The 20,485-nt window shown below is 60.5% G+C and carries 15 protein-coding genes; 11 read left to right on the top strand and 4 right to left on the bottom strand.

The annotated features are described in order from the left end of the window. Nucleotides 1–26 precede the first annotated feature (26 nt). On the top strand, nt 27–641 hold the full coding sequence (locus QOM08_RS14940) for a GNAT family N-acetyltransferase (protein ID WP_047225768.1): 615 nt from the start codon (nt 27–29) through the stop codon (nt 639–641). Here the strand turns inward: QOM08_RS14940 and QOM08_RS14935 are convergent. Continuing rightward, nucleotides 607–1,500, bottom strand: coding sequence for a LysR substrate-binding domain-containing protein (locus QOM08_RS14935; protein WP_076384427.1), 894 nt, complete (start codon nt 1,498–1,500; stop codon nt 607–609). The two genes, QOM08_RS14940 and QOM08_RS14935, sit on opposite strands and share 35 nt — an antisense overlap. A gap of 86 nt (nt 1,501–1,586) precedes the next feature. Continuing rightward, complete coding sequence (locus tag QOM08_RS14930; RefSeq protein ID WP_047225770.1) at nt 1,587–1,850, bottom strand: hypothetical protein; 264 nt, start codon at nt 1,848–1,850, stop codon at nt 1,587–1,589. A gap of 184 nt (nt 1,851–2,034) precedes the next feature. Here QOM08_RS14930 and QOM08_RS14925 point away from each other — a divergent pair, with 184 nt between their 5' ends. Together QOM08_RS14925 and QOM08_RS14920 are read left to right on the top strand one after the other, a co-directional pair. Beyond that, on the top strand, nt 2,035–2,592 hold the full coding sequence (locus tag QOM08_RS14925; protein WP_047225771.1) for an NADPH-dependent FMN reductase: 558 nt from the start codon (nt 2,035–2,037) through the stop codon (nt 2,590–2,592). Between the two features lie 105 nt (nt 2,593–2,697). After that, nucleotides 2,698–3,981, top strand: a complete 1,284-nt coding sequence (locus QOM08_RS14920; RefSeq protein ID WP_076384429.1) for an arsenic transporter — start codon at nt 2,698–2,700, stop codon at nt 3,979–3,981. A gap of 129 nt (nt 3,982–4,110) precedes the next feature. Here QOM08_RS14920 and QOM08_RS14915 read toward each other — a convergent pair whose 3' ends face one another. Continuing rightward, complete coding sequence (locus tag QOM08_RS14915; RefSeq protein WP_047225773.1) at nt 4,111–5,076, bottom strand: DUF1853 family protein; 966 nt, start codon at nt 5,074–5,076, stop codon at nt 4,111–4,113. Nucleotides 5,077–5,179: 103 nt separating this feature from the next. On the opposite strand from QOM08_RS14915, the gene QOM08_RS14910 reads away from it, so the two are divergent. The 8 genes from QOM08_RS14910 to QOM08_RS14875 all read left to right on the top strand — a co-directional run bounded on the left by QOM08_RS14910 (nt 5,180) and on the right by QOM08_RS14875 (nt 15,597). Further along, nucleotides 5,180–6,070: an NAD(+) kinase gene (locus QOM08_RS14910; RefSeq protein ID WP_003202709.1), complete on the top strand. Its 891-nt coding sequence runs from the start codon at nt 5,180–5,182 to the stop codon at nt 6,068–6,070. Further along, complete coding sequence (locus QOM08_RS14905; RefSeq protein ID WP_171061363.1) at nt 6,067–7,041, top strand: metallophosphoesterase; 975 nt, start codon at nt 6,067–6,069, stop codon at nt 7,039–7,041. Before QOM08_RS14910 ends, QOM08_RS14905 begins: the two co-directional genes overlap by 4 nt. After that, nucleotides 7,038–7,910, top strand: coding sequence for a rhomboid family intramembrane serine protease (locus QOM08_RS14900; RefSeq protein ID WP_047225775.1), 873 nt, complete (start codon nt 7,038–7,040; stop codon nt 7,908–7,910). Before QOM08_RS14905 ends, QOM08_RS14900 begins: the two co-directional genes overlap by 4 nt. A gap of 44 nt (nt 7,911–7,954) precedes the next feature. Then, nucleotides 7,955–8,215: a YeaC family protein gene (locus tag QOM08_RS14895; protein WP_047225776.1), complete on the top strand. Its 261-nt coding sequence runs from the start codon at nt 7,955–7,957 to the stop codon at nt 8,213–8,215. Continuing rightward, nucleotides 8,212–9,042, top strand: coding sequence for a DUF2797 domain-containing protein (locus QOM08_RS14890; RefSeq protein WP_076384435.1), 831 nt, complete (start codon nt 8,212–8,214; stop codon nt 9,040–9,042). The genes QOM08_RS14895 and QOM08_RS14890 overlap by 4 nt, the downstream gene beginning before the upstream one ends. A gap of 13 nt (nt 9,043–9,055) precedes the next feature. Then, nucleotides 9,056–11,713, top strand: a complete 2,658-nt coding sequence (pepN, locus tag QOM08_RS14885; RefSeq protein ID WP_076384437.1) for an aminopeptidase N — start codon at nt 9,056–9,058, stop codon at nt 11,711–11,713. Nucleotides 11,714–12,125: 412 nt separating this feature from the next. Beyond that, entirely contained in the window at nt 12,126–13,178 is a 1,053-nt protein-coding gene (locus tag QOM08_RS14880; protein WP_047225779.1) for a WD40/YVTN/BNR-like repeat-containing protein, read from the top strand. A 43-nt stretch (nt 13,179–13,221) separates the two neighbouring features. Then, nucleotides 13,222–15,597: an efflux RND transporter permease subunit gene (locus QOM08_RS14875; RefSeq protein ID WP_047225780.1), complete on the top strand. Its 2,376-nt coding sequence runs from the start codon at nt 13,222–13,224 to the stop codon at nt 15,595–15,597. 62 nt (nt 15,598–15,659) lie between these two features. Here the strand turns inward: QOM08_RS14875 and QOM08_RS14870 are convergent, their stop codons facing one another. Further along, a complete protein-coding gene (locus QOM08_RS14870; protein WP_188250802.1) occupies nt 15,660–20,357 on the bottom strand; it encodes a dermonecrotic toxin domain-containing protein in 4,698 nt (1,565 codons plus the stop codon). Nucleotides 20,358–20,485 lie beyond the last annotated feature (128 nt).

Raw genomic sequence — 20,485 nt, 5'->3', positions numbered from 1 at the left:
CTCAAGGAATGAGGACTTTTCCCAGTATGCAGCCGGTCATGAATCCCAAGCACCCCGGCCTGTCGGTGCGTGTCGTCGATGACGGCTTTGCCGCCTACATCTGGGGCAGCGACTTCAGTTTCGAGGTCAGCGCCTATGGGACGGCGCAGGTGGGTCGGCCGGTGAGCCAATGGCCAGTGACGCCCATTGCCCCTTATCGTAAATGCTATGGCATCGATCCTGAGGAATTCAGCAGTTTCCGGGACGCTCCGGACAGCGAGATCTTCATGGCTTACCTCGATGACCAACCGGTAGGACATCTGGTGGTGAGTACCAACTGGAACGGTTTTGCCCACATCGATGAGCTTGCCGTGCATGCCCCGGCCCGTCGCCACGGTGTGGCCAGGGCATTGCTGGATGTCGCTCATTTCTGGAGCCGCAAGAAAAAACTGCCGGGCATCATGCTCGAAACCCAGAACAACAACCTGGGCGCTTGCCGGCTCTATGAGCGTTGCGGTTACGTGCTGGGCGGGATCGATCACCTGCGCTACCGCGGCATTGACCGTCATACCGCCGAGGTGGCGTTGTTCTGGTACCGGTTGTTCGATGATCCGCTGGGCATGGCGATCAGTGGCCCAACAGCGCCTCGGCTTGTTCCGTAATCAGTTCCAGCAGCGACTGGAGGGTGGGAGAGGCCGCCGTGCCATTCAGACTCAGCGCATACAGGCAGATGGGAATGGCGGGCGATACCGGGCATACGTCCAGCCCGCCGTCCTTGGCACCTGAAGCGGTGAAGGGGTCGACGATGGCAAGCCCTTCACCAGCCTCGACCATGGCGCGCATCATCTGATGGGTCTGTACGCGGATCTGGATGACCGGCGCGGGGCGTAGCGCCGCCAGCTTATGGTCGAACGCAGGGCTCAGCGGGTCGTGGCCATCCAGGCCCACCAGCGACTGGCCGGCCAGATCCTGAACCGAAATGTATTTTTGCCGCGGTTGCAGCCAGCCGTGGGGCGCCAGCAATTGCAGTTTGCCCTGGGCGATCATCTGGCACTGGATGTCGGAGTGTTCGGGGTCGTGCAGACTAAGGCCCAAGTCACTGTCGCGCAGCAGAAGGCTCTGAACAATGTCTCGGGTCGGTTGGCTGAGCAGGGTGCAAGGGGCGTCCGGATGGCGTCGACGCAGGGCAGCGATACTTTGAGGCAGTAACTGCTGGGCCAGCGGTGGGGTGCAAATGATGCGCAGGGGCGGCGCCTGATAGTGTTTCAGGCTGCTGGCCAGGCGTTGCACCGGTTCGAGGGTGTCATACACGCGGGTGATGCCGTCGCGCAACTCAAGGGCTTCGCGAGTCGCCTGCAATCGCCCGCGCACACTGGCAAACAGCATGAAACCCAACTGCAGCTCGGCATCGCGCAGCGTCGCCTCCACCTCTGCCACCGGTAATTGCAGCCATTCAGCCGCCGTGCCGAGGTGGCCGGTCTGCAACAGCGCCTGGATCACTTCGATGTGGCGTAAACGCATGCAAGCAGTCCATGTTGGGCGGGAGAGCCATTGAGTGGCTGAATCCTAACCCAAGTCCGGGCATGACTTCTGCTCATAACAACAGGTTATGAAGCAATTAGCGTTTCAGCGGGCGTTTGAGCGGGCGGTAGCGTTTCCGGTTCGCGGGTTAATTCAATCTGGGACTGCACCAGCATGAATTTGCCGTCTTCGAGTTGGTTGACGCGATCTCCGATCGCCAGCTTGAAAGTGGTCACAGGCTCCTTGCCGTTACCGTCGGGCGACGGGGTCGATTCTTGGTATTCATGCACTGAATAGACGCGACCTTCGGCGTCCCGTGCATGAAATTGTCCGACAAGTACTGCTGCCATTGCTTAGAACCTCTGGAAATAAATCACTCGATTTGCGGTTCTGTAGACCTTGGTCAAGCGCGGTAAGTTTTCCTACATGAAAAAAATAGTCCAGTCGGAAGGTTTTCGGTTCTCCGCTGGTCCAATTGTTCGCCCGATCATCTATAAATGGGGCTCCCTTGAACCCATCGTCGAGAAGTGTCCAATGAGTAATGTCTACACCGTGGCCGTTTTAGTGGGGAGCCTGCGCAAGGCTTCGATCAATCGCAAGCTGGCTCTGGCCCTGGCGGATCTGGCGCCGAGCAACCTGAAGCTGGAAATCATCGAGATAGGCGACCTGCCGCTCTACAACGAAGATATTGACGTCACACCCCCACCAGCCTACAGCACTTTCCGTGAGCAGGTTGGCGCGGCCGACGCATTGCTGTTTGTCACGCCTGAATACAACCGCTCGGTTCCGGCCCCGATGAAAAATGCCATTGACGTCGGCTCGCGGCCTTACGGCAAGAGCTGCCTGAGCGGTAAACCGGGTGCGGTGATCAGTGCCTCGCCGGGAGCCATGGGTGGTTTCGGCGCCAATCATCATTTGCGCCAGTCCCTGGTTTTCCTCGATGTGCCTTGCATGCAACAGCCGGAGGCTTATCTGGCCGGTGCGGGGAGCGCGTTCGATGAGCAGGGCGAGCTGTCTGAGTCGGTGAGGCCGTTTCTGCAGAAATTCATTGATGCCTATGGCAAGTGGGTTGAACAGCACAAAAAGGCCTGATGCCCGGCATTTTCAGGCATGCATAGCGGGTGAGGGGTTTATCCCCTCGCCACAAGGCGACCCTTCTTTTCCCCTACTAAATCCCTTCTTTCAAGGCTGTTGCGCATGCTCCTCGCGTCGTTGATTTTTCTGCTGACCATTACACTGGTGATCTGGCAACCCAAGGGCCTCGGTGTTGGCTGGAGTGCAACGCTCGGTGCGCTGCTGGCGTTGTTGAGCGGGGTGGTGCAGGTCGGTGACATTGCCCTGGTGTGGCAGATCATCTGGAACGCCACCGGTACGTTTATCGCGCTGATCATCATCAGCCTGTTGCTGGACGAGGCTGGGTTCTTCGCCTGGGCCGCCTTGCATGTGGCCCGCTGGGGCCGAGGCAGCGGGCGCAAGCTGTTTGCGTTCATGGTGCTGCTGGGCGCGCTGGTGTCGGCTTTGTTCGCCAATGACGGCGCGGCGTTGATCCTGACGCCCATCGTAATTTCGATGCTGCTGGCCTTGCGTTTTTCTCCGGCGGCAACCCTGGCATTCGTGATGGGCGCCGGCTTCATTGCCGATAGCGCGAGCCTGCCGCTGGTGGTGTCGAACCTGGTGAACATCGTCTCAGCCGACTTCTTCGGCATTGGCTTCAACCGTTACGCGGCGGTCATGGTGCCGGTGAACCTGGTCAGCGTCGCGGCCAGCCTGGCGATATTGTTGTGGTTCTTTCGCCGCGATATCCCGCGCGATTATGACCCGCATCAACTGGATGCCCCGGCGAGTGCCATCCACGACAGGGCCACCTTCTTCGCGGGCTGGGCGGTGTTGGCGATTCTGCTGCTTGGTTGCTTCGCCCTCGAGCCGTTGGGCATTCCCATCAGCGCGATTTCGGCGGTCTGCGCCGCGTTATTGCTGGCCGTCGCGGCCCGCGGTCACAAAATCTCCACTCGCAGGGTCATGAAGGAGGCACCGTGGCAAATCGTGATCTTCTCCCTGGGCATGTATCTGGTGGTCTATGGCCTGCGCAATGCGGGGCTGACTGGCTACCTGGCGCAATGGCTCGACGGTTTCGCCGCCTATGGTGTGTGGGGGGCGGCGATGGGCACCGGGCTGTTGACGGCTTTGCTCTCGTCGGTCATGAACAACCTGCCGACGGTGCTGATCGGTGCCTTGTCCATCGATGCCAGTCAGGCCACCGGGGTGGTGAAGGAGGCGATGATCTACGCCAACGTCATCGGCAGCGACCTGGGCCCGAAAATCACTCCGATCGGCAGCCTGGCGACTTTGCTTTGGCTGCACGTGCTGGCGCGCAAGGACATCCGGATTGGCTGGGGGTACTACTTCAAGGTCGGGATTGTGCTGACCGTGCCGGTGTTGTTGGTGACGTTGGCGGCGTTGGCGTTGCGGTTGTCTATTTAGACCGCGTTGACTTTATCGCGAGCAGGCTCGCTCCTACATGGATGCAGTGTTGCCATTGAAGTTGCAAACGCCGCGGTCACTGTGGGAGCGAGCCTGCTCGCGATGAGGCCCGGACAGACGCCGCCCATCTCACCCATTCCCCGGCACATCCGGCCAAAGATCCGCCACCAGGAACGCTCGCTCGGTTTCTTCCCACTCACCCTCGGCATTTTCACTCAGGCGCACCATCAATTGTGCGGGGGCCATGGGGTCGAGGGCCATTCGCCAGGCATCCAGTTGCCCGGCGCTCCAGGTCTGGTCCGCCGGATAATGGGCCGGGGCCAGCCAGCCAGCCCGGGGCAGGGGTTGCCAGCGCCCCGGCGGACGCTGGGCAACGAACGCCGGCCAGTCCCGCTGATGCAGCCACCTTCCGCGCAAATGCCTGGGATGGGCGCCGGTTGGGGGTTCGGCATGGCCGGGCCACGGGTAAAGCAGATAGCCGCCTAGCCAGAGTTCCGAGCGAAACAGCTCGATGCCCGAGGGTTCAATGCCCAGCGTTGCCAGGGCCTCTCGGCTTTCCGGGCGAGCGGAGATTGGTAGCTGGTGTTCGCGCAAATGCGCCAGTTTAAGGTCGAGCCGGTCATGGCAGCCCGGGCCGAGCCATTGTGCGGTGTCCTGCCCGTGGCCGTTTTGCGGCCCGAGGTACAACTTGATCGCCAGTTCCAGGTGGTGGATGCCGTCGCCATCGCGCAGCAGCAGGTCCAGTTCACCCAGGGTCTGGCCCTGGTGGCGGATCGGCAGGTTGGCGGCGATCAGCTCAATGCCCGGCGCGTGCTGCACCGCAAACTGCCACAACCGTTCGTAATACAGACCCAGGCGCCGGGTTCTGCCCTGGGACAGGCAATGCAGTAACGGATAGCTGTCGCGGTCCAGTTGTCGCAGCCAGTGTTCCAGTTGATGAGGCTGTTGCACCCAGTCGCTGCCGGTCAGGGGATGGCGTTGGGGCCAGGGCGTGTCGATCAGCATCGGCGGGGCAAGGATCGCCCACGCCAGGTCGCGCACTTCGGGATGGCGCAGGCGGCGGGGCAAGTCGAGCAGTTCGGGGAACAGGATCATTTTGCGAGCATAGCCTGCGTCGAAGGCTTAAAGAATTTTGTCTATGGGCGGCTTTCGCCCATAATCGTGTTTTTCGCCCGACGCAGACCCTCGCAGGAGCCCCATGGAGCAATTTCGCAATATCGGCATCATCGGTCGCCTGGGCAGTTCGCAGGTGCTGGACACTGTTCGCCGACTCAAACGTTTCCTCCTGGAGCGGCACCTGCATGTGATCCTCGAAGATACCATCGCCGAAGTCTTGCCCGGTCACGGCCTGCAGACTTCGTCGCGCAAGATGCTCGGCGAAGTCTGTGACATGGTGATCGTGGTCGGCGGCGATGGCAGTCTGCTGGGGGCCGCCCGAGCCCTGGCGCGGCACAACATTCCGGTACTGGGCATCAACCGGGGTAGCCTGGGGTTTCTGACCGATATCCGCCCCGACGAGCTGGAAACCAAAGTGGCCGAGGTGTTGGACGGTCACTATCTGGTGGAGAATCGCTTCCTGCTGCAAGCCGAGGTGCGCCGTCACGCCGAAGCCATCGGCCAGGGCGATGCCCTCAACGATGTGGTGCTGCACCCCGGCAAATCCACGCGGATGATCGAATTCGAGCTGTATATCGACGGTCAGTTCGTCTGCAGCCAGAAGGCCGACGGCCTGATCGTCGCCACGCCCACCGGCTCCACGGCCTATGCGCTTTCCGCCGGTGGCCCGATCATGCATCCCAAGCTCGACGCTATTGTGATTGTGCCCATGTACCCCCATACCTTGTCTGGGCGACCCATTGTGGTCGATGGCAACAGTGAGCTGAAAATCGTCGTGTCCAAGGATATGCAGATCTACCCGCAAGTGTCCTGTGACGGCCAGAACCATTTCACCTGCGCGCCGGGTGACACCATCACCGTCAGCAAAAAAGCGCAGAAGCTGCGCCTGATCCACCCGCTGGATCACAATTACTACGAAGTCTGCCGGACCAAGCTCGGCTGGGGCAGTCGATTGGGGGGTGGAGGCGACTGATGCTCGATCCTGCGCGCAGTTACGACCTGATCGGCGACGTGCACGGATGCGCCCTGACCCTGGAACGCCTGCTGGACCGCCTCGGTTATCACAAGCAGGGCGGCGTCTGGCGGCACCCGTCGCGCATGGCCGTGTTCCTGGGGGACATCATCGACCGTGGTCCGCGGATCCGCGAAGCCCTGCACATCGTCCACGACATGGTGGTGGCCGGTCAGGCGCTGTGCATCATGGGCAACCACGAGTTCAACGCCCTAGGCTGGAGCACGCCGGCGTTGCCGGGCAGCGGCCAGCGCTACGTGCGCGAACACACCCCGCGCCATGCCCGTCTGCTCAACGAAACCCTGACCCAGTTCGAGCAGCATCCGGGCGACTGGCATGACTTTCTCAAGTGGTTTTACGAGTTGCCGCTGTTTGTCGATGCCCAGCGCTTTCGGGTGGTCCACGCCTGCTGGGACAACGGTCTGATCGAGCCGCTGCGAGGCTTGTTCCCGGACGGCTGTATCGACGAGCATTTCCTCCAGGCCTCGGCGGAGCCGGGCAGTTTCGCCTGCACGGTGTTTGATCGCCTGCTGCGCGGTACCGACATGCGCTTGCCCCATGGCCTGACCCTCACCGGCGGCGACGGCCTGACCCGTTCGTTCTTTCGCACCAAGTTCTGGGAAGACGATCCTCAGACCTATGGAGACATCGTGTTCCAACCCGACGCCTTGCCCGAACCGGTGGCTCGCACGCCGCTGTCACCCGACGAAAAGAATAATCTGCTGCGCTATGGCGTGCATGAACCCATGCTGTTCGTCGGTCATTACTGGCGCAGCGGCAAACCCGCGCCGATCCGCTCGAACCTGGCCTGCCTGGATTACAGCGCGGTGCTTTACGGAAAACTGGTGGCCTATCGTCTCGACGCAGAAACCCGACTGGACCCGCATAAATTTGTCTGGGTCGATGTCGAACGGCCGGAGGAACTGCGATGAGCGTTGTGGCGGTCTTGCGCTTGCCCTTGGCCGAGGATCTGAGCGGCTTCGTCAAATTGCTGCAACGCATGCAGGTGCCCCATCGGGTCAGCGAGGAGGCGGGCGAGCAGGTGCTCTGGGTGCCCGATGAAATCAGCGAAGACGTGCGCTCGTTGTATGCACGCTTCCCGAGCGGCGATCCCGAGCACCAGTTGGAGTTGCCGGGCACCGGCAGCACGTCGCGACGGCCTGGTTTCGTCCAGCAACTGACCCGCAGCCCGGTTACAGCATTGGTGTTGCTGCTGAGCCTGATCGTCGGCGCCGTGACGTTGCTGGGGGAAAATCTCGAGACCTTGCGCTGGCTGACATTCCTGGAGTTTCGCGTCGTCGGCGACTATATCCATTTCACGCCCCTGGCCGACAGCCTGGCGGCAGGGCAGTGGTGGCGCCTGGTGACGCCGATGCTGATCCATTTCGGTTTCCTGCACATCGCCATGAATGGCATGTGGTACTGGGAACTGGGACGGCGGATTGAAGCGCGCCAGGGCGGCATCAACCTGCTGGGGCTGACACTGCTGTTCAGCCTCGTGTCCAACTTCGCCCAATATTTCTTCAGCGGCCCGACCTTGTTCGGCGGCTTGTCCGGCGTGCTCTATGGTCTGTTGGGGCACTGCTGGATCTTTCAACTGCTGGCGCCGAACCCGGCCTATCACTTGCCCCGTGGGGTGCTGGTGATGATGCTGGTGTGGCTGGTGCTGTGCCTGTCCGGGCTGATCTCGCTGATCGGTTTCGGCGAAATCGCCAACGCGGCCCACGTCGGCGGGCTGCTCATCGGTTGCTTCACGGGTTTGTTGGGCGGGCTGTTCGCTCGTCGTAAAATGGCCCTCTGACGGCGCCTGTAATATTTGAATATGCGCGATTGCGCGGAGAACCCATGTCCTCGTTCAACGAAATGATCAAAAACATCACCCCCGAGATCTATCAGAGCCTGAAGCTGGCGGTGGAAATCGGTAAATGGGCCGATGGCAACAAGCTCACCGCCGAACAGCGCGAATTGTCGCTGCAGGCGATGATCGCCTGGGAGATGCAGAATCTGCCCGAAGAGGAACGCACCGGCTACATGGGCCCGCAGGAGTGCCAGTCGAAGGCCACAGAAGTGCCGAACATCCTGTTCAAGTCGGATGCCATCCATTGATCGAGATTGGCCGCGGTGCAATCAGCAAGATGTCGGCACGCCTTGACGGGCCGACCGTTCAATACGCCTTTCGCCTGGGCGATACCGAGGTGCCAGTCAACCCGTTGATTGGCAGCACGGTGCGCCTGGAGTTTCTCGGTGCGATCCACTGCAGCCATTGCGGACGCAGGACCAAGACCAGCTTCAGCCAGGGTTATTGCTACCCCTGCATGACTAAACTGGCCCAGTGCGACCTGTGCATCATGAGCCCTGAGCGCTGCCACTTCGATGCGGGCACCTGCCGCGAGCCGGCCTGGGGCGAACAGTTCTGCATGACCGATCATGTGGTGTACCTGGCCAATTCCTCGGGCGTGAAAGTCGGCATCACCCGCGCCACGCAGCTGCCGACCCGCTGGCTGGACCAGGGCGCCAGCCAGGCGCTGCCGATCCTGCGGGTCGCCACTCGCCAGCAATCGGGCTTTGTCGAAGACCTGTTCCGCAGCCAGGTGGCGGACAAGACCAACTGGCGCGCATTGCTCAAGGGCGACGCCGTGGCGGTGGACCTGCCGCAGATCCGCGATTCGCTGTTCGAGAGCTGCGCCGAAGGTCTGCAAGGCTTGCAGGAACGATTCGGCCTGCAAGCGATCCAGACCATAGCGGACGTCGAGCCGATCGAGATCCGTTATCCGGTGGAGCAATACCCGGCCAAGATCGTCAGTTTCAACCTGGACAAGAACCCGATTGCCGAAGGCACGCTGCTGGGGATCAAGGGCCAATACCTGATTTTCGACACTGGCGTGATCAATATTCGTAAATACACGGCTTATCAGCTCGCCGTGCATCAGTAGAAGGATTTGCCCCATGCGCACCGAACAACCGAAGATGATTTACCTGAAGGACTATCAGGCGCCCGAGTACCTGATCGACGAGACGCACCTGACCTTCGAGTTGTTCGAGGACCACAGCCTGGTCCATGCGCAACTGGTGATGCGCCGTAACCCCGAGCGCGGTGCCGGCCTGCCGCCCCTGGTGCTCGATGGCCAGCAGCTGGAACTGCTCTCGATCAAGCTCGATGACACCGACCTCAATCCGCTGGACTATCAGCTGGACGCCAGCCACCTGACCCTGCAACCCAAGGCCCCGGCCTTCACGGTGGACACCACTGTCAGGATCCACCCGGAAACCAACACCGCCCTGGAAGGCTTGTACAAGTCCGGCAGCATGTTCTGCACCCAGTGCGAGGCCGAAGGTTTCCGCAAGATCACCTATTACCTCGACCGCCCGGATGTGATGAGTACGTTCACCACCACGGTGGTGGCCGAGCAGCACAGCTATCCGGTGTTGCTGTCCAACGGCAACCCGATCGCCAGCGGTCCCGGCGAAGATGGCCGGCACTGGGCGACCTGGGAAGACCCGTTCAAGAAACCCGCCTACCTGTTTGCCCTGGTGGCCGGCGACCTGTGGTGCGTCGAAGACACCTTCACCACCATGACCGAGCGCACCGTGGCGCTGCGCATCTATGTCGAGCCGGAAAACATCGACAAGTGCCAGCACGCCATGACCAGCCTCAAGAAGTCGATGCGCTGGGATGAAGAGGTCTATGGCCGTGAGTATGACCTGGACATCTTCATGATCGTCGCGGTCAACGACTTCAACATGGGCGCCATGGAAAACAAGGGCCTGAACATCTTCAACTCCAGCGCAGTGCTGGCCCGCGCCGAAACCGCCACCGATGCCGCGCACCAGCGGGTCGAAGCGATCGTTGCCCACGAGTATTTCCATAACTGGTCGGGCAACCGCGTGACGTGCCGTGACTGGTTCCAGTTGTCCCTCAAGGAAGGCTTCACTGTGTTCCGCGACGCCGGTTTTTCGGCCGACATGAACTCAGCCACGGTCAAGCGTATCCAGGACGTGGCGTACCTGCGCACTCACCAGTTTGCCGAAGACGCAGGTCCCATGGCCCATCCGGTGCGCCCGGACAGCTTCATCGAAATTTCCAACTTCTACACCCTGACCGTGTACGAAAAGGGGTCGGAAGTGGTCGGCATGATCCACACCCTGCTGGGGGCCGAGGGCTTTCGCAAGGGCAGCGACCTGTACTTCGAGCGCCACGACGGCCAGGCCGTGACCTGCGATGACTTCATCAAGGCCATGGAGGATGCCAACGGCGTCGACCTGAGTCAGTTCAAGCGCTGGTACAGCCAGGCGGGTACGCCACGGCTGGCGGTCAGCGAGTCCTACGACGCTGCTGCCCGAACCTACAGCCTGACCTTCAGCCAGAGCTGCCCACCGACCCCGGACAAAATGGAAAAACTGCCATTTGTGATTCCCGTGGAGCTGGGTTTGCTGGACAGCAAGGGCAATGAAATCCCTCTGCGCCTGGCCGGCGAAGCGGCGGCAACTGGCACGTCCCGGGTGATCTCGGTGACCGAAGCCGAGCAGACCTTCACCTTTGTCGACATCGCCGAAAAGCCGTTGCCTTCGTTGTTGCGCGGCTTCTCGGCCCCGGTGAAGCTTAGCTTCCCGTACGATCGGGACCACTTGATGTTCCTGATGCAGCACGACAGCGACGGCTTCAACCGCTGGGATGCCGGCCAGCAGTTGTCGGTGCAGGTGCTGCAGGAACTGATCGCCCAGCATCAGAAAGGCGAAAATCTGGTGCTGGACCCTCGTCTGGTCAGCGCGTTGCGTAGCGTGCTGTCGGACGAATCCCTGGATCAGGCCATGGTCGCGGAAATGCTCTCGCTGCCAAGCGAGGCTTATCTGACGGAAATCAGCGAAGTGGCCGACGTGGAGGCGATCCATGCCGCGCGGGAATTCGCCCGTCAGCAACTGGCGGACAATCTGTTCGAAGCCCTGTGGCTGCGCTATGAGGCCAACCGTGACCTGTCCAAGCGCACGCCGTACGTGGCCGAGGCCGAGCATTTCGCCCGCCGTGCCTTGCAGAACATCGCGCTGTCGTACCTGATGCTGACCGACAAGCCGGAAGTGCTCAGTGCCACCCTGGAGCAGTTCGACACCGCCGACAATATGACCGAGCGTCTCACGGCCCTGGCGGTGCTGGTCAATTCCCCGTTCGAAGCCGAGAAGGCCAAGGCGCTGGAAGTGTTCGCGGAGAACTTCAAAGGCAATCCGCTGGTCATGGACCAATGGTTCAGCGTCCAGGCCGGCAGCCCGTTGCCGGGCGGCCTGGCGCGGGTCAAGGCCTTGATGGAACATCCGGCGTTCAATATCAAGAACCCGAACAAGGTACGCGCTTTGGTGGGGGCGTTTGCCGGGCAGAACCTGATCAACTTCCACGCGGCTGACGGTTCAGGTTATCGCTTCCTGGCGGATCTGGTGATCCAGCTCAATGGCTTCAACCCGCAGATCGCCGCACGGCAACTGGCGCCACTGACCCGCTGGCGCAAATACGACAGTGCCCGCCAGGCGCTGATGAAAGCCGAGCTGGAGCGCATCCTGGCGTCCGGCGGGCTGTCGGCCGATGTGTTCGAAGTGGTGAGCAAGAGCCTGGCGTGACCTTGGCACCGCGGTCTGCCTGGCAGGCCGCGGTGTTCCCATCGCGAGCAGGCTCGCTCCCACAGGTGATCTTCAGTGAGCATATATCTTGTGTTCAACATTGATCCCTTGTGGGAGCGAGCCTGCTCGCGATGGCGTCAGACCTGTCTACACAACAACCGCCTCGATAGCCTGCCATAACCTCCCCGAATACCCCTTCATTCACCCCCGACCGCACTGCGCCACGGTTAACAAAAGATAACGCGGCGTCGATTGTCAGACCTTTCCAAAGCCCGATAGGATAGGTCAGCTTCCGAAGTGGCTCTAGATTGCAGGTTTCAGGACTATGCTCCAGAACAGTCAATCACGATGAGCCCGCTTACGGCGCCCTGAAGGGTTGAATGACCTAACAATAATAATGGGGGAAAGGTCTATGAATGAGCCTGTCATGGCTGTGGGCCGCTGCCGGCCGCCGGTACTGCGCAGAGTCGCGTTGCTGGTCTCGGCGCTCTCGCTGCTGGGCTCTGCCGTGTTGTCTGCACCGGTGATGGCCGTAGCGGCTTCGACATCCGATGTCATCTATTCCGTCGAGTCGGCCAAGGCCAGCAAAACCCTGATGCTCGATGTGGTCCATGCCGGCAAACGCCTGGTGGCGGTCGGTGATCGCGGGCACATTGTCTATTCGGACGATCAGGGCGGTTCCTGGACTCAGGCCAAGGTGCCGACCCGCCAGTTGCTCACCGCAGTATTTTTCGTCGATGACAAACACGGCTGGGCCGTGGGGCACGACGCGCAGATACTGGCCAGCGAAGACGGTGGCAGCACCTGGACCAAGCAATTCGAAGACCTGACCCGTGAATCGCCGCTGCTGGACGTCTGGTTCAAGGACGCGAGCAACGGTTTTGCCGTGGGCGCTTACGGGGCGTTGTTCGAAACCACCGACGGCGGCAAGCACTGGGAAGAGGTCGGGGATCGTCTCGACAACGAAGACCAGTTCCACCTCAACGCGATAGCTGCGGTGAAAGACGCCGGGCTGTTCATCGTTGGTGAGGCCGGCAGCATGTTCCGCTCCAGCGATTGGGGCCAGACCTGGGAAAAGATCGAAGGCCCATACGAAGGTTCGCTGTTCGGCGTCATCGGCACCGCTCAGCCTTCAACGCTGTTGGCCTACGGCCTGCGCGGCAACCTCTATCGCTCCACCGATTTTGGTAGCACCTGGGAGCAGGTCGAGCTCAAGGCCACCCGCGGTGCCCTGGAATTCGGCCTGTCCGGGGCCACGCTCTTGCCAGATGGCTCCATCGTAATTGTCGGCAACGGCGGCAGTGTGGTGCGCAGCAGTGATGACGGCGTGACCTTCAGCGTGTTCAACCGCCCGGATCGGATTTCCGTGGCGGCTGTCACGGCGGCGGGCAACGGCAATCTGATCCTGGCAGGACAGGGTGGCGTTCATGCCACCACCCCCACCGGCGCTGAATTGAGCAAATGAGCCGCAAACATCCGGCGGGCACAATAACAAGAAGGCGGACCCCATGAGCAGTCATCACCAAGACAAGGCGACGTTCCTCGAACGCCTGATTTTCAACAACCGCCCGGCAGTGATCGTCATTTGCCTGTTGGTCAGTATTTTCCTGTTCTGGCAGGCCACGCTGATCCGGCCGTCCACCAGTTTCGAAAAAATGATCCCCCTCGAGCACCCCTTCATCGAGAAGATGCTCGAACACCGCAATGACTTGGCGAACCTGGGCAACACGGTGCGGATTTCCGTGGAGGCCACCAACGGTGACATTTTCTCCAAGGATTACATGGAGACTTTGCGCCAGATTCATGACGAGGTGTTCTACATTTCCGGCGTCGACCGCTCCGGCCTCAAGTCGTTGTGGAGCCCGAGCGTGCGCTGGACCGAAGTGACGGAGGAGGGCTTTGCCGGTGGTGAGGTGATTCCCCAGAGCTATGACGGCTCGGCAGACAGCCTCGACCTGTTACGCAACAACGTGCTCAAGTCCGGCCAGGTCGGACGTCTGGTAGCCAACGATTTCAAATCGAGCATCATCGATATCCCGCTGTTGGAGTCCTATCCGGACCCGCAGGACCAGGGCAAGCTGCTGGCCCTGGATTATCAGAAGTTCTCCCACGAACTCGAAGACAAGATCCGCAACAAGTTTGAAGCCCAGAACCCCAACGTAAAGATCCATATCGTGGGCTTCGCCAAGAAGGTCGGTGACTTGATCGACGGCCTGACCATGGTGGTGATGTTCTTCGGCGTGGCCTTCATTATTACCCTGGTGCTGCTGTACTGGTTCACGAACTGCATGCGCAGCACCATTGCAGTGCTGAGCACGACCCTGGTGGCCGTGGTCTGGCAGTTGGGGCTGATGCACGCCGTCGGCTTCGGGCTCGATCCTTATTCGATGCTGGTGCCGTTTCTGATCTTCGCCATTGGTATCTCCCACGGCGTGCAGAAAATCAACGGTATCGCTTTGCAATCCAGTGAGGCGGACAACGCCCTGACCGCGGCGCGGCGCACATTCCGCCAGTTGTTCCTGCCGGGGATGATCGCAATCCTGGCGGATGCCGTCGGCTTCATCACCTTGCTGATCATCGACATCGGCGTGATCCGGGAACTGGCCTTCGGTGCGTCCATCGGCGTGGCGGTGATTGTGTTCACCAACCTGATCCTGTTGCCGGTGGCGATTTCCTATGTTGGCATCAGCAAGCGTGCCATCGAGCGCAGCAAAAAGGATGCGACGCGGGAGCATCCGTTCTGGCGCCTGCTGTCGAAGTTTGCCAGCGCCAAAGTCGCGCCGGTGTCGATCATCCTGGCCTTGATCGCCTTTGGTGGCGGCCTCTGGTACAGCCAGAACCTGAAGATCGGTGACCTGGACCAGGGCGCGCCGGAGTTGCGTCCGGACTCGCGCTACAACCAGGACAACAACTTCATCATCAGCAACTATTCCACCAGCTCCGATGTCCTGGTGGTGATGGTCAAGACCAAGGCTGAAGGCTGCTCACGCTATGAAGCCATGGCTCCCATCGACGAACTGATGTGGAAAATGCAGAACACCGAGGGGGTGCAGTCGGCGATCTCCCTGGTCACCGTGTCCAAGCAAATGATCAAGGGCATGAACGAGGGCAACCTGAAGTGGGAAACCCTGTCGCGCAACCCTGACGTGTTGAACAACTCCATTGCCCGGGCCGATGGCCTGTACAACAACAACTGTTCCGTGGCCCCGGTGTTGGTTTTCCTCAACGACCACAAGGCCGAGACCCTGGACCGCGCCGTGAAGGTGGTGCAGGAGTTTGCCAAGGAAAATAATCGCGACGGCCTGGAGTTCATCCTCGCCGCCGGCAACGCTGGCATTGAGGCTGCAACCAACGAAGTGATCAAGGAATCGGAACTGACCATCCTGGTCCTGGTGTACATCTGTGTGGCAACCATGTGCATGATCACTTTCCGTTCCTGGGCGGCGACGCTGTGCATCGTGCTGCCGCTGGTGCTGACCTCGGTGCTGGGGAACGCCCTGATGGCCTTCATGGGTATCGGTGTGAAGGTCGCGACGCTGCCAGTGGTGGCGCTTGGCGTGGGGATAGGCGTGGACTACGGCATCTATATCTACAGTCGCCTGGAAAGCTTCCTGCGGGCCGGCTTGCCGTTGCAAGAGGCGTACTACCAGACGCTGAAGTCCACCGGTAAGGCGGTGTTGTTCACTGGCCTGTGCCTGGCCATCGGTGTGTGCACCTGGATCTTCTCGGCCATCAAGTTCCAGGCCGACATGGGGCTGATGCTGACGTTCATGTTGTTGTGGAACATGTTCGGGGCACTGTGGCTGCTGCCGGCGCTGGCGCGGTTCCTGATCAAGCCTGAAAAAATGGCAGGGCAGAAGAGTAAGTCGTTGTTTGCCCATTAATACATGTGGCGAGGGAGCTTGCTCCCTCGCCACAATGAATTACGCCAGCCTTTGAACAGAGATCAAGGCGCCAACGGCAAGAACTTGCTCTGCGCCAACGGCCTGCCGATCTGTCCTCGATGCACATTCACCACCGCATAAGGGCTTTTCGCCTTGGCCAGCATCGAGTGATAGTGCTCCCGGCGTTGCTCCTTGGTTTTCAGATGCGCGACGCTGAAATCCGCTTTCGGCGTATCGGCCGCCTCGTAGTGAAAATGCGCATACCACAGCGGCCAACCGTCGCGGTCATTGATGCCGTACTCCTGAAGGAAATCCTTGCGCTCGCTTTTCAAGGCTTTGCGTTCGCCGAGCCGGGCAACCTGTATCAGGTTCTTTTCGAACAGGTAGCGCAGGTTGCTGTCGGTGGGCGGCAATTTGAAACTCAGTTCGGTACGCAGGGCGCTGCCCCGGGTAGCCAGGCGGGAAGCTGCGTTTGACAGTTCATCGATCAATGTTTGATCTGCTGGTGTGCGCGGTTTTGTCGAGGCGGTGAAGGCCCTTTCCAGTTCTTCGCAGCGTTTGCGGTAGCGACTCGCCTCATTGTTCATGATCTCCTCGATTTCCTGAGGAAAGCGGCACTGGGTTTTATACCGCTCTGCGCTCAGTAAACTGTTTTCCAATTGATCCAGCAGCTTGCGCGCTTCGCTCTTGATCGTTTTGATCGCTCTGGTGCGCGGTGGTGGCGGAACCGGTCGTTGTACTTCGACGATGTCCCAGACGTCATCGTGCTGTGAATACGTGGCGAGTAACTCGTCATCGACTTCGGAGCGTAACTCGACGACTTCAATCGGCAGGGAGGTGCCGGCGGGTTTCAGATCACCAATCAACACGCCGCCCTTACGGGTTTTGATCACCTTTTTTTGCGGACGCCCGCTCGCCGTTTTGGTGCGTTTTTGCGGACGCTTGCGCGGTTGCGGCGCCGGTTTTAGCTCGGCGGACAATGTCTTGGAGGCGTCGTCATAGAGCTGTTCGATCAGCTTGAACAGCCTGTCGAAATAGGATGGGTCAATGTCGCTGGCATTGAGTGCCTTGATGCCCTGCATGGCATCAAGGGAAGCGCCATAGTTTTCGGTCAGACTTTCCAGCACTTCAAGCCGCTCCGAAGGGGGCAGGTCATATGTTCCCAGGTCGGAGTGGGAGCGCACCTGTTCCAGCAAGAACTTGATGAGGTTATGCAGACTGGCGGGAAGGTCGGAGTCGGGGTTTTTGACCAGCAGGGCCCCGAGTATGGGTAACTGCACGGCCTTGGTGGCCAGCGCCGTTCTTTCTTCCTCGGGACGGTCCTTGGTCAGCCGCTCGAATATCTGCGCGCCTTCGGCATCCAGGTTCAATAGCGCGTCCAGGTGTCGATCTTTGAGTTCCAGCCAATAGATGGAACGATCGTTGATGACGCTCATTGCGTCGAGGTACGCAAAGTAGCCTGCGGGGTTGTCGGCGACAGCCTCCTTCAACGCCGGTCCGTTTTTTATGAATTGGATATTGGCGGCATCCAGGGCCAATAAATCCAACTCGACGACAAGAAAGGCTTTACGGGCATTGTTGACCACGTTTTCCATCAGGGCGCGAAGCATTTCCGGGGGCAATGTCATGTCAAGGCCGGCATATTCGGTTGCTTTGTTCAGCAGCCGCAGATAGTCGTCAGTCTGGTCCTGGAGCAATTCATAAAACTGCGTACGTTTTGCCGCACGTTGCTCCTCGGTAAAGGCGCCTTCCTGAGTTCTGCTCATGACTTCCTGGGCAACTTGCACGGCCTTTAGCTTATCGGCTTCCTGTGCATGATAATTCGCCAGCTCCCGGCTCAGTTCCATCCCCCGCTGGGCCCTGAGCTTGCGCAGTTCGGCCACCCGCTTTGGGGGCATACCCCCGCGCAGACGCAGGCGTAGATCCATGGACCAGTTGCCTTGGGTATCCGATTTCAACACCGGACCATTTTTTGCCGAGTCTCGTGGAGCCTGCGGGTCGACGATCACCGTATTGCCGTCCGGCTCCGGACTGATCCGATACAGTAGGTCTTCCACCAGTGCGTGCCATTTGTTCTGGATGACGTACAAGCCTGTGTAGGGGCCATATTTGATCGGTTCAGGCATTGAAGTGGGACGTGGCACCTGTAGCCGCTGCAGCCGGTTACGTTGTTCCGCTGTCAGGCGCTGGCGGGCACTGGCGAAACTGAGGTCCAGGTGCCTGCTGGCGCCCTGCAAGTGTTCGCCGGGCAAGCCCACCGTCCCTTCGAGAATGCGAGGCGACACAGGCGCAGGCCATTGCTCAGGGATGACGCGCGGTGCTGGGGGACGCATCGCCTGTTCCTTCAGCGCATCGGGCAACGGTGCATGGGACAAGGCGCTGATGGCGGGAAACTGGTGTACCAGCATGCCGAGGTTGAGCAGCAGATCGACAGCGGCGAGCTCCCGGGTCACCGGGTCTTCGCTGCTCAGTGCCGGGATATCCTGGCTGGCGCTGGCCATCAGGCTCCACAGCCAGAAGGTGGCCATGACCGGGCCACGCAGCAAGGGCATCAGCAACGTATTGAACAGCAGGCTGCCGCCCTTGAGGAGCATGGCCCAGCGGCTCTCGCTGTTGGAGACTGAATCACGGTCGGCCTGGGAGATCAGGGCGCGGGCATTGCTGCCGTAAAGATACAGCATCAGCTCGCCGTTGCGCAGGAACTGCCGCAGTTCATCGTTTGCACCGTCGATGGCCAGCGTCGCAGGGGCGGGCTTGGCGGGGAGGTTGAATTCATCGCCCTGGAAAAACCGCACGATGTGCGGCTCCTGGAAGCCGCCATTGGCATAGATCGGCCGTGCGGCATCAGTCATCCAGGTCAGGATGCTTTTTTGCAGGTCCCCTGGGGTGACGACGGCCTTCAGCAGTGCCTCGCGCGTCGGGAACTCTTGCAACGAGGGCGCGTAAAGTGGGCGATACAGCAGGTGCGGTCCGGTTTGGACATCCTCCGGCTCGATAATGAACATATTGTTCACGATGTCGGGGTGGGCCTCGGGTTTGCGCAGGAAGGCCAGGTGGCGGATGACCACCGACTGGCCGCTGACCTGTTGGCTATCTGCGTCGGGATTGAGGAGCGCTTCAACCAGGCCCAGTCCTTGGCGGGTCACACCGTTTTCGTGGTTGAGCATTTGCTGGAGGGCTTCAAGCGTTAGCTGTGCCGGAATCTGTTCGGCAAACATCCGCTGGCGTTCCTGGGCTTGAGGTACATCGTCCAACAGCCGTTGTTGCAGGTAGCGGGGATAGGCCGAACCAATGTCGACCTGTTCGATCAGCCCGTTCTTGCGGGTAATGAAGTCCGGCGTCAACCACCGGGGCAGCGTCAGGCCCAAGCGATGGCTGAGGATCAGGTTTGCACTCGGTCGGGCGATGAGGTTGTTGATGGCCAGTTCGATCAGGCTCATCGTCCGTTTTTCGATGATCCCTGTGGTCCCGGGATAACCAGCCGCCACGCTGAAGGTCAGCTCCACATCGTTGGGGTGGTAGCGGCTGGATAGAACCTTGTCCGGGCTGCTGTTGTTGGTTGACTGCATCTGCTTGAGCAAGGCGTCGGCGGCAAAGGCCCTGATGTCTTCAATGTCGCAGAGAAAGGTGCGGCCCTGGTGGCGTTTTTTCGCGCTGGCCAATGTCAGGCTGTAGTGCTGGAATTTCGTTTGATCGACGATGGAAGCTTTTTTCAACCAGTCGGGCAACAGCGGCTCGATCCGTGCCGACGTTTCCGGCGTCAGACGCGGCGCGTCAAGCAGATAACGGGCAGGGTCGCTCAGCTCCTGGTAGAGCGTCGACAGGTCTTGCAGGCCAATCCGCGAAGGCAACTGCACTGCGTTCAGGTCGGCCAGTTGCTGCTCCAGCACCATAGCCGCCTGGGTGTCGAAGACATTGCCACTGATCTCGTTGCGTTGACAGGTGAGCGTGTCGACCACGTACCGGCTGGCGATCAGTGCGCCCCAATGGTGATTGAAGGCTTCCAGGGATGCAAACGACTGCACGGCGCCGCCAGGGCTGCATAGCAGGAAGGTGGTCGCGCCTTTTGTGGCGTGAGTCAGGAGGATTTCGTTGCCGATCAGCACGCTGCTGGAGCCGTCTCGGATGAGCTTGGTTTCCAGGCTGTAGGCGTAGACGGGGGACGGGTTGTTGCGGCGAAAGCGCTGCTCGCGCTCCGGCCAGCGGACGATCTGGTCAAGGGCTTCGCGCGCCTGGTCAGTGAGGCCGGGTTGTCGCAGCCTGCGGATAGACAGCGTGTTCTTCAGTGCATCGCTGAGCCAGCGCCAGCGGCTGAGGTTATTGCTTGTGTCGATTCCGGCGTTCCAATAGCGGGTCAGCGCATCCTCCAGCCCGATCGGTACGGTCCAAGGCAGTTCAAGCAGCAGTTTTTCGATGACCTTGATGTCCAGCTTCCCGTCGTCTGGTGAGAGCTCGCGGGGCGGGGTGTCGGTAAGAAAACAGCGACGCCCACCGCGCTCCGTGAAATCCACGGGCGTGCCGAGGGCCAGGTATTCGAGGACGCGGGGCATGAACGGTTGGAGCGTAAAGCCGCGAGAGGCTGGGTCCGGTGTGGCCAATCGGGTCTTGGACAGGTCGGAGGTCAGCGAGGGGTATTTTTCCTTGATGGCTTGCTCGAGCATGCGTTGCGCGATTTCTTCGAAGGTCGGGCGGCTGGCAAATAGCAGGCTGACCCTTTGCGCCAACGCGGGGAGCGTATTGGCCGGAGCGGGTGCGGTCATATGAAATCCTTTTCATAAATTCATGGCCGCCGGGAGTGACGACGAGGGAAGTATCGACATCCCGCTCCTGCGAGGGCGGTAAATAAATACCACCCTGGCGAATGCGGGTTATGCCTGGCCTCGTCGGG

The sequence above is a fragment of the Pseudomonas sp. P105 genome, assembly GCF_032614175.1.
Taxonomy (GTDB): Bacteria; Pseudomonadota; Gammaproteobacteria; order Pseudomonadales; family Pseudomonadaceae; genus Aquipseudomonas; species Aquipseudomonas rhizophila.
The sequence above is the reverse complement of the archived record's forward strand: the minus strand, read 5'-3'. Positions and strand labels throughout refer to the sequence as shown.

Bases quoted from the DNA above. Each gene is read 5' to 3' on its own strand.
- QOM08_RS14940 (WP_047225768.1), top strand. From the start codon at position 27: ATGCAGCCGGTCATGAATCCCAAGCACCCCGGCCTGTCGGTGCGTGTC.
- QOM08_RS14935 (WP_076384427.1), bottom strand. From the start codon at position 1,500: ATGCGTTTACGCCACATCGAAGTGATCCAGGCGCTGTTGCAGACCGGC.
- QOM08_RS14930 (WP_047225770.1), bottom strand. From the start codon at position 1,850: ATGGCAGCAGTACTTGTCGGACAATTTCATGCACGGGACGCCGAAGGT.
- QOM08_RS14925 (WP_047225771.1), top strand. From the start codon at position 2,035: ATGAGTAATGTCTACACCGTGGCCGTTTTAGTGGGGAGCCTGCGCAAG.
- QOM08_RS14920 (WP_076384429.1), top strand. From the start codon at position 2,698: ATGCTCCTCGCGTCGTTGATTTTTCTGCTGACCATTACACTGGTGATC.
- QOM08_RS14915 (WP_047225773.1), bottom strand. From the start codon at position 5,076: ATGATCCTGTTCCCCGAACTGCTCGACTTGCCCCGCCGCCTGCGCCAT.
- QOM08_RS14910 (WP_003202709.1), top strand. From the start codon at position 5,180: ATGGAGCAATTTCGCAATATCGGCATCATCGGTCGCCTGGGCAGTTCG.
- QOM08_RS14900 (WP_047225775.1), top strand. From the start codon at position 7,038: ATGAGCGTTGTGGCGGTCTTGCGCTTGCCCTTGGCCGAGGATCTGAGC.
- QOM08_RS14895 (WP_047225776.1), top strand. From the start codon at position 7,955: ATGTCCTCGTTCAACGAAATGATCAAAAACATCACCCCCGAGATCTAT.
- pepN (WP_076384437.1), top strand. From the start codon at position 9,056: ATGCGCACCGAACAACCGAAGATGATTTACCTGAAGGACTATCAGGCG.
- QOM08_RS14880 (WP_047225779.1), top strand. From the start codon at position 12,126: ATGAATGAGCCTGTCATGGCTGTGGGCCGCTGCCGGCCGCCGGTACTG.
- QOM08_RS14875 (WP_047225780.1), top strand. From the start codon at position 13,222: ATGAGCAGTCATCACCAAGACAAGGCGACGTTCCTCGAACGCCTGATT.
- QOM08_RS14870 (WP_188250802.1), bottom strand. From the start codon at position 20,357: ATGACCGCACCCGCTCCGGCCAATACGCTCCCCGCGTTGGCGCAAAGG.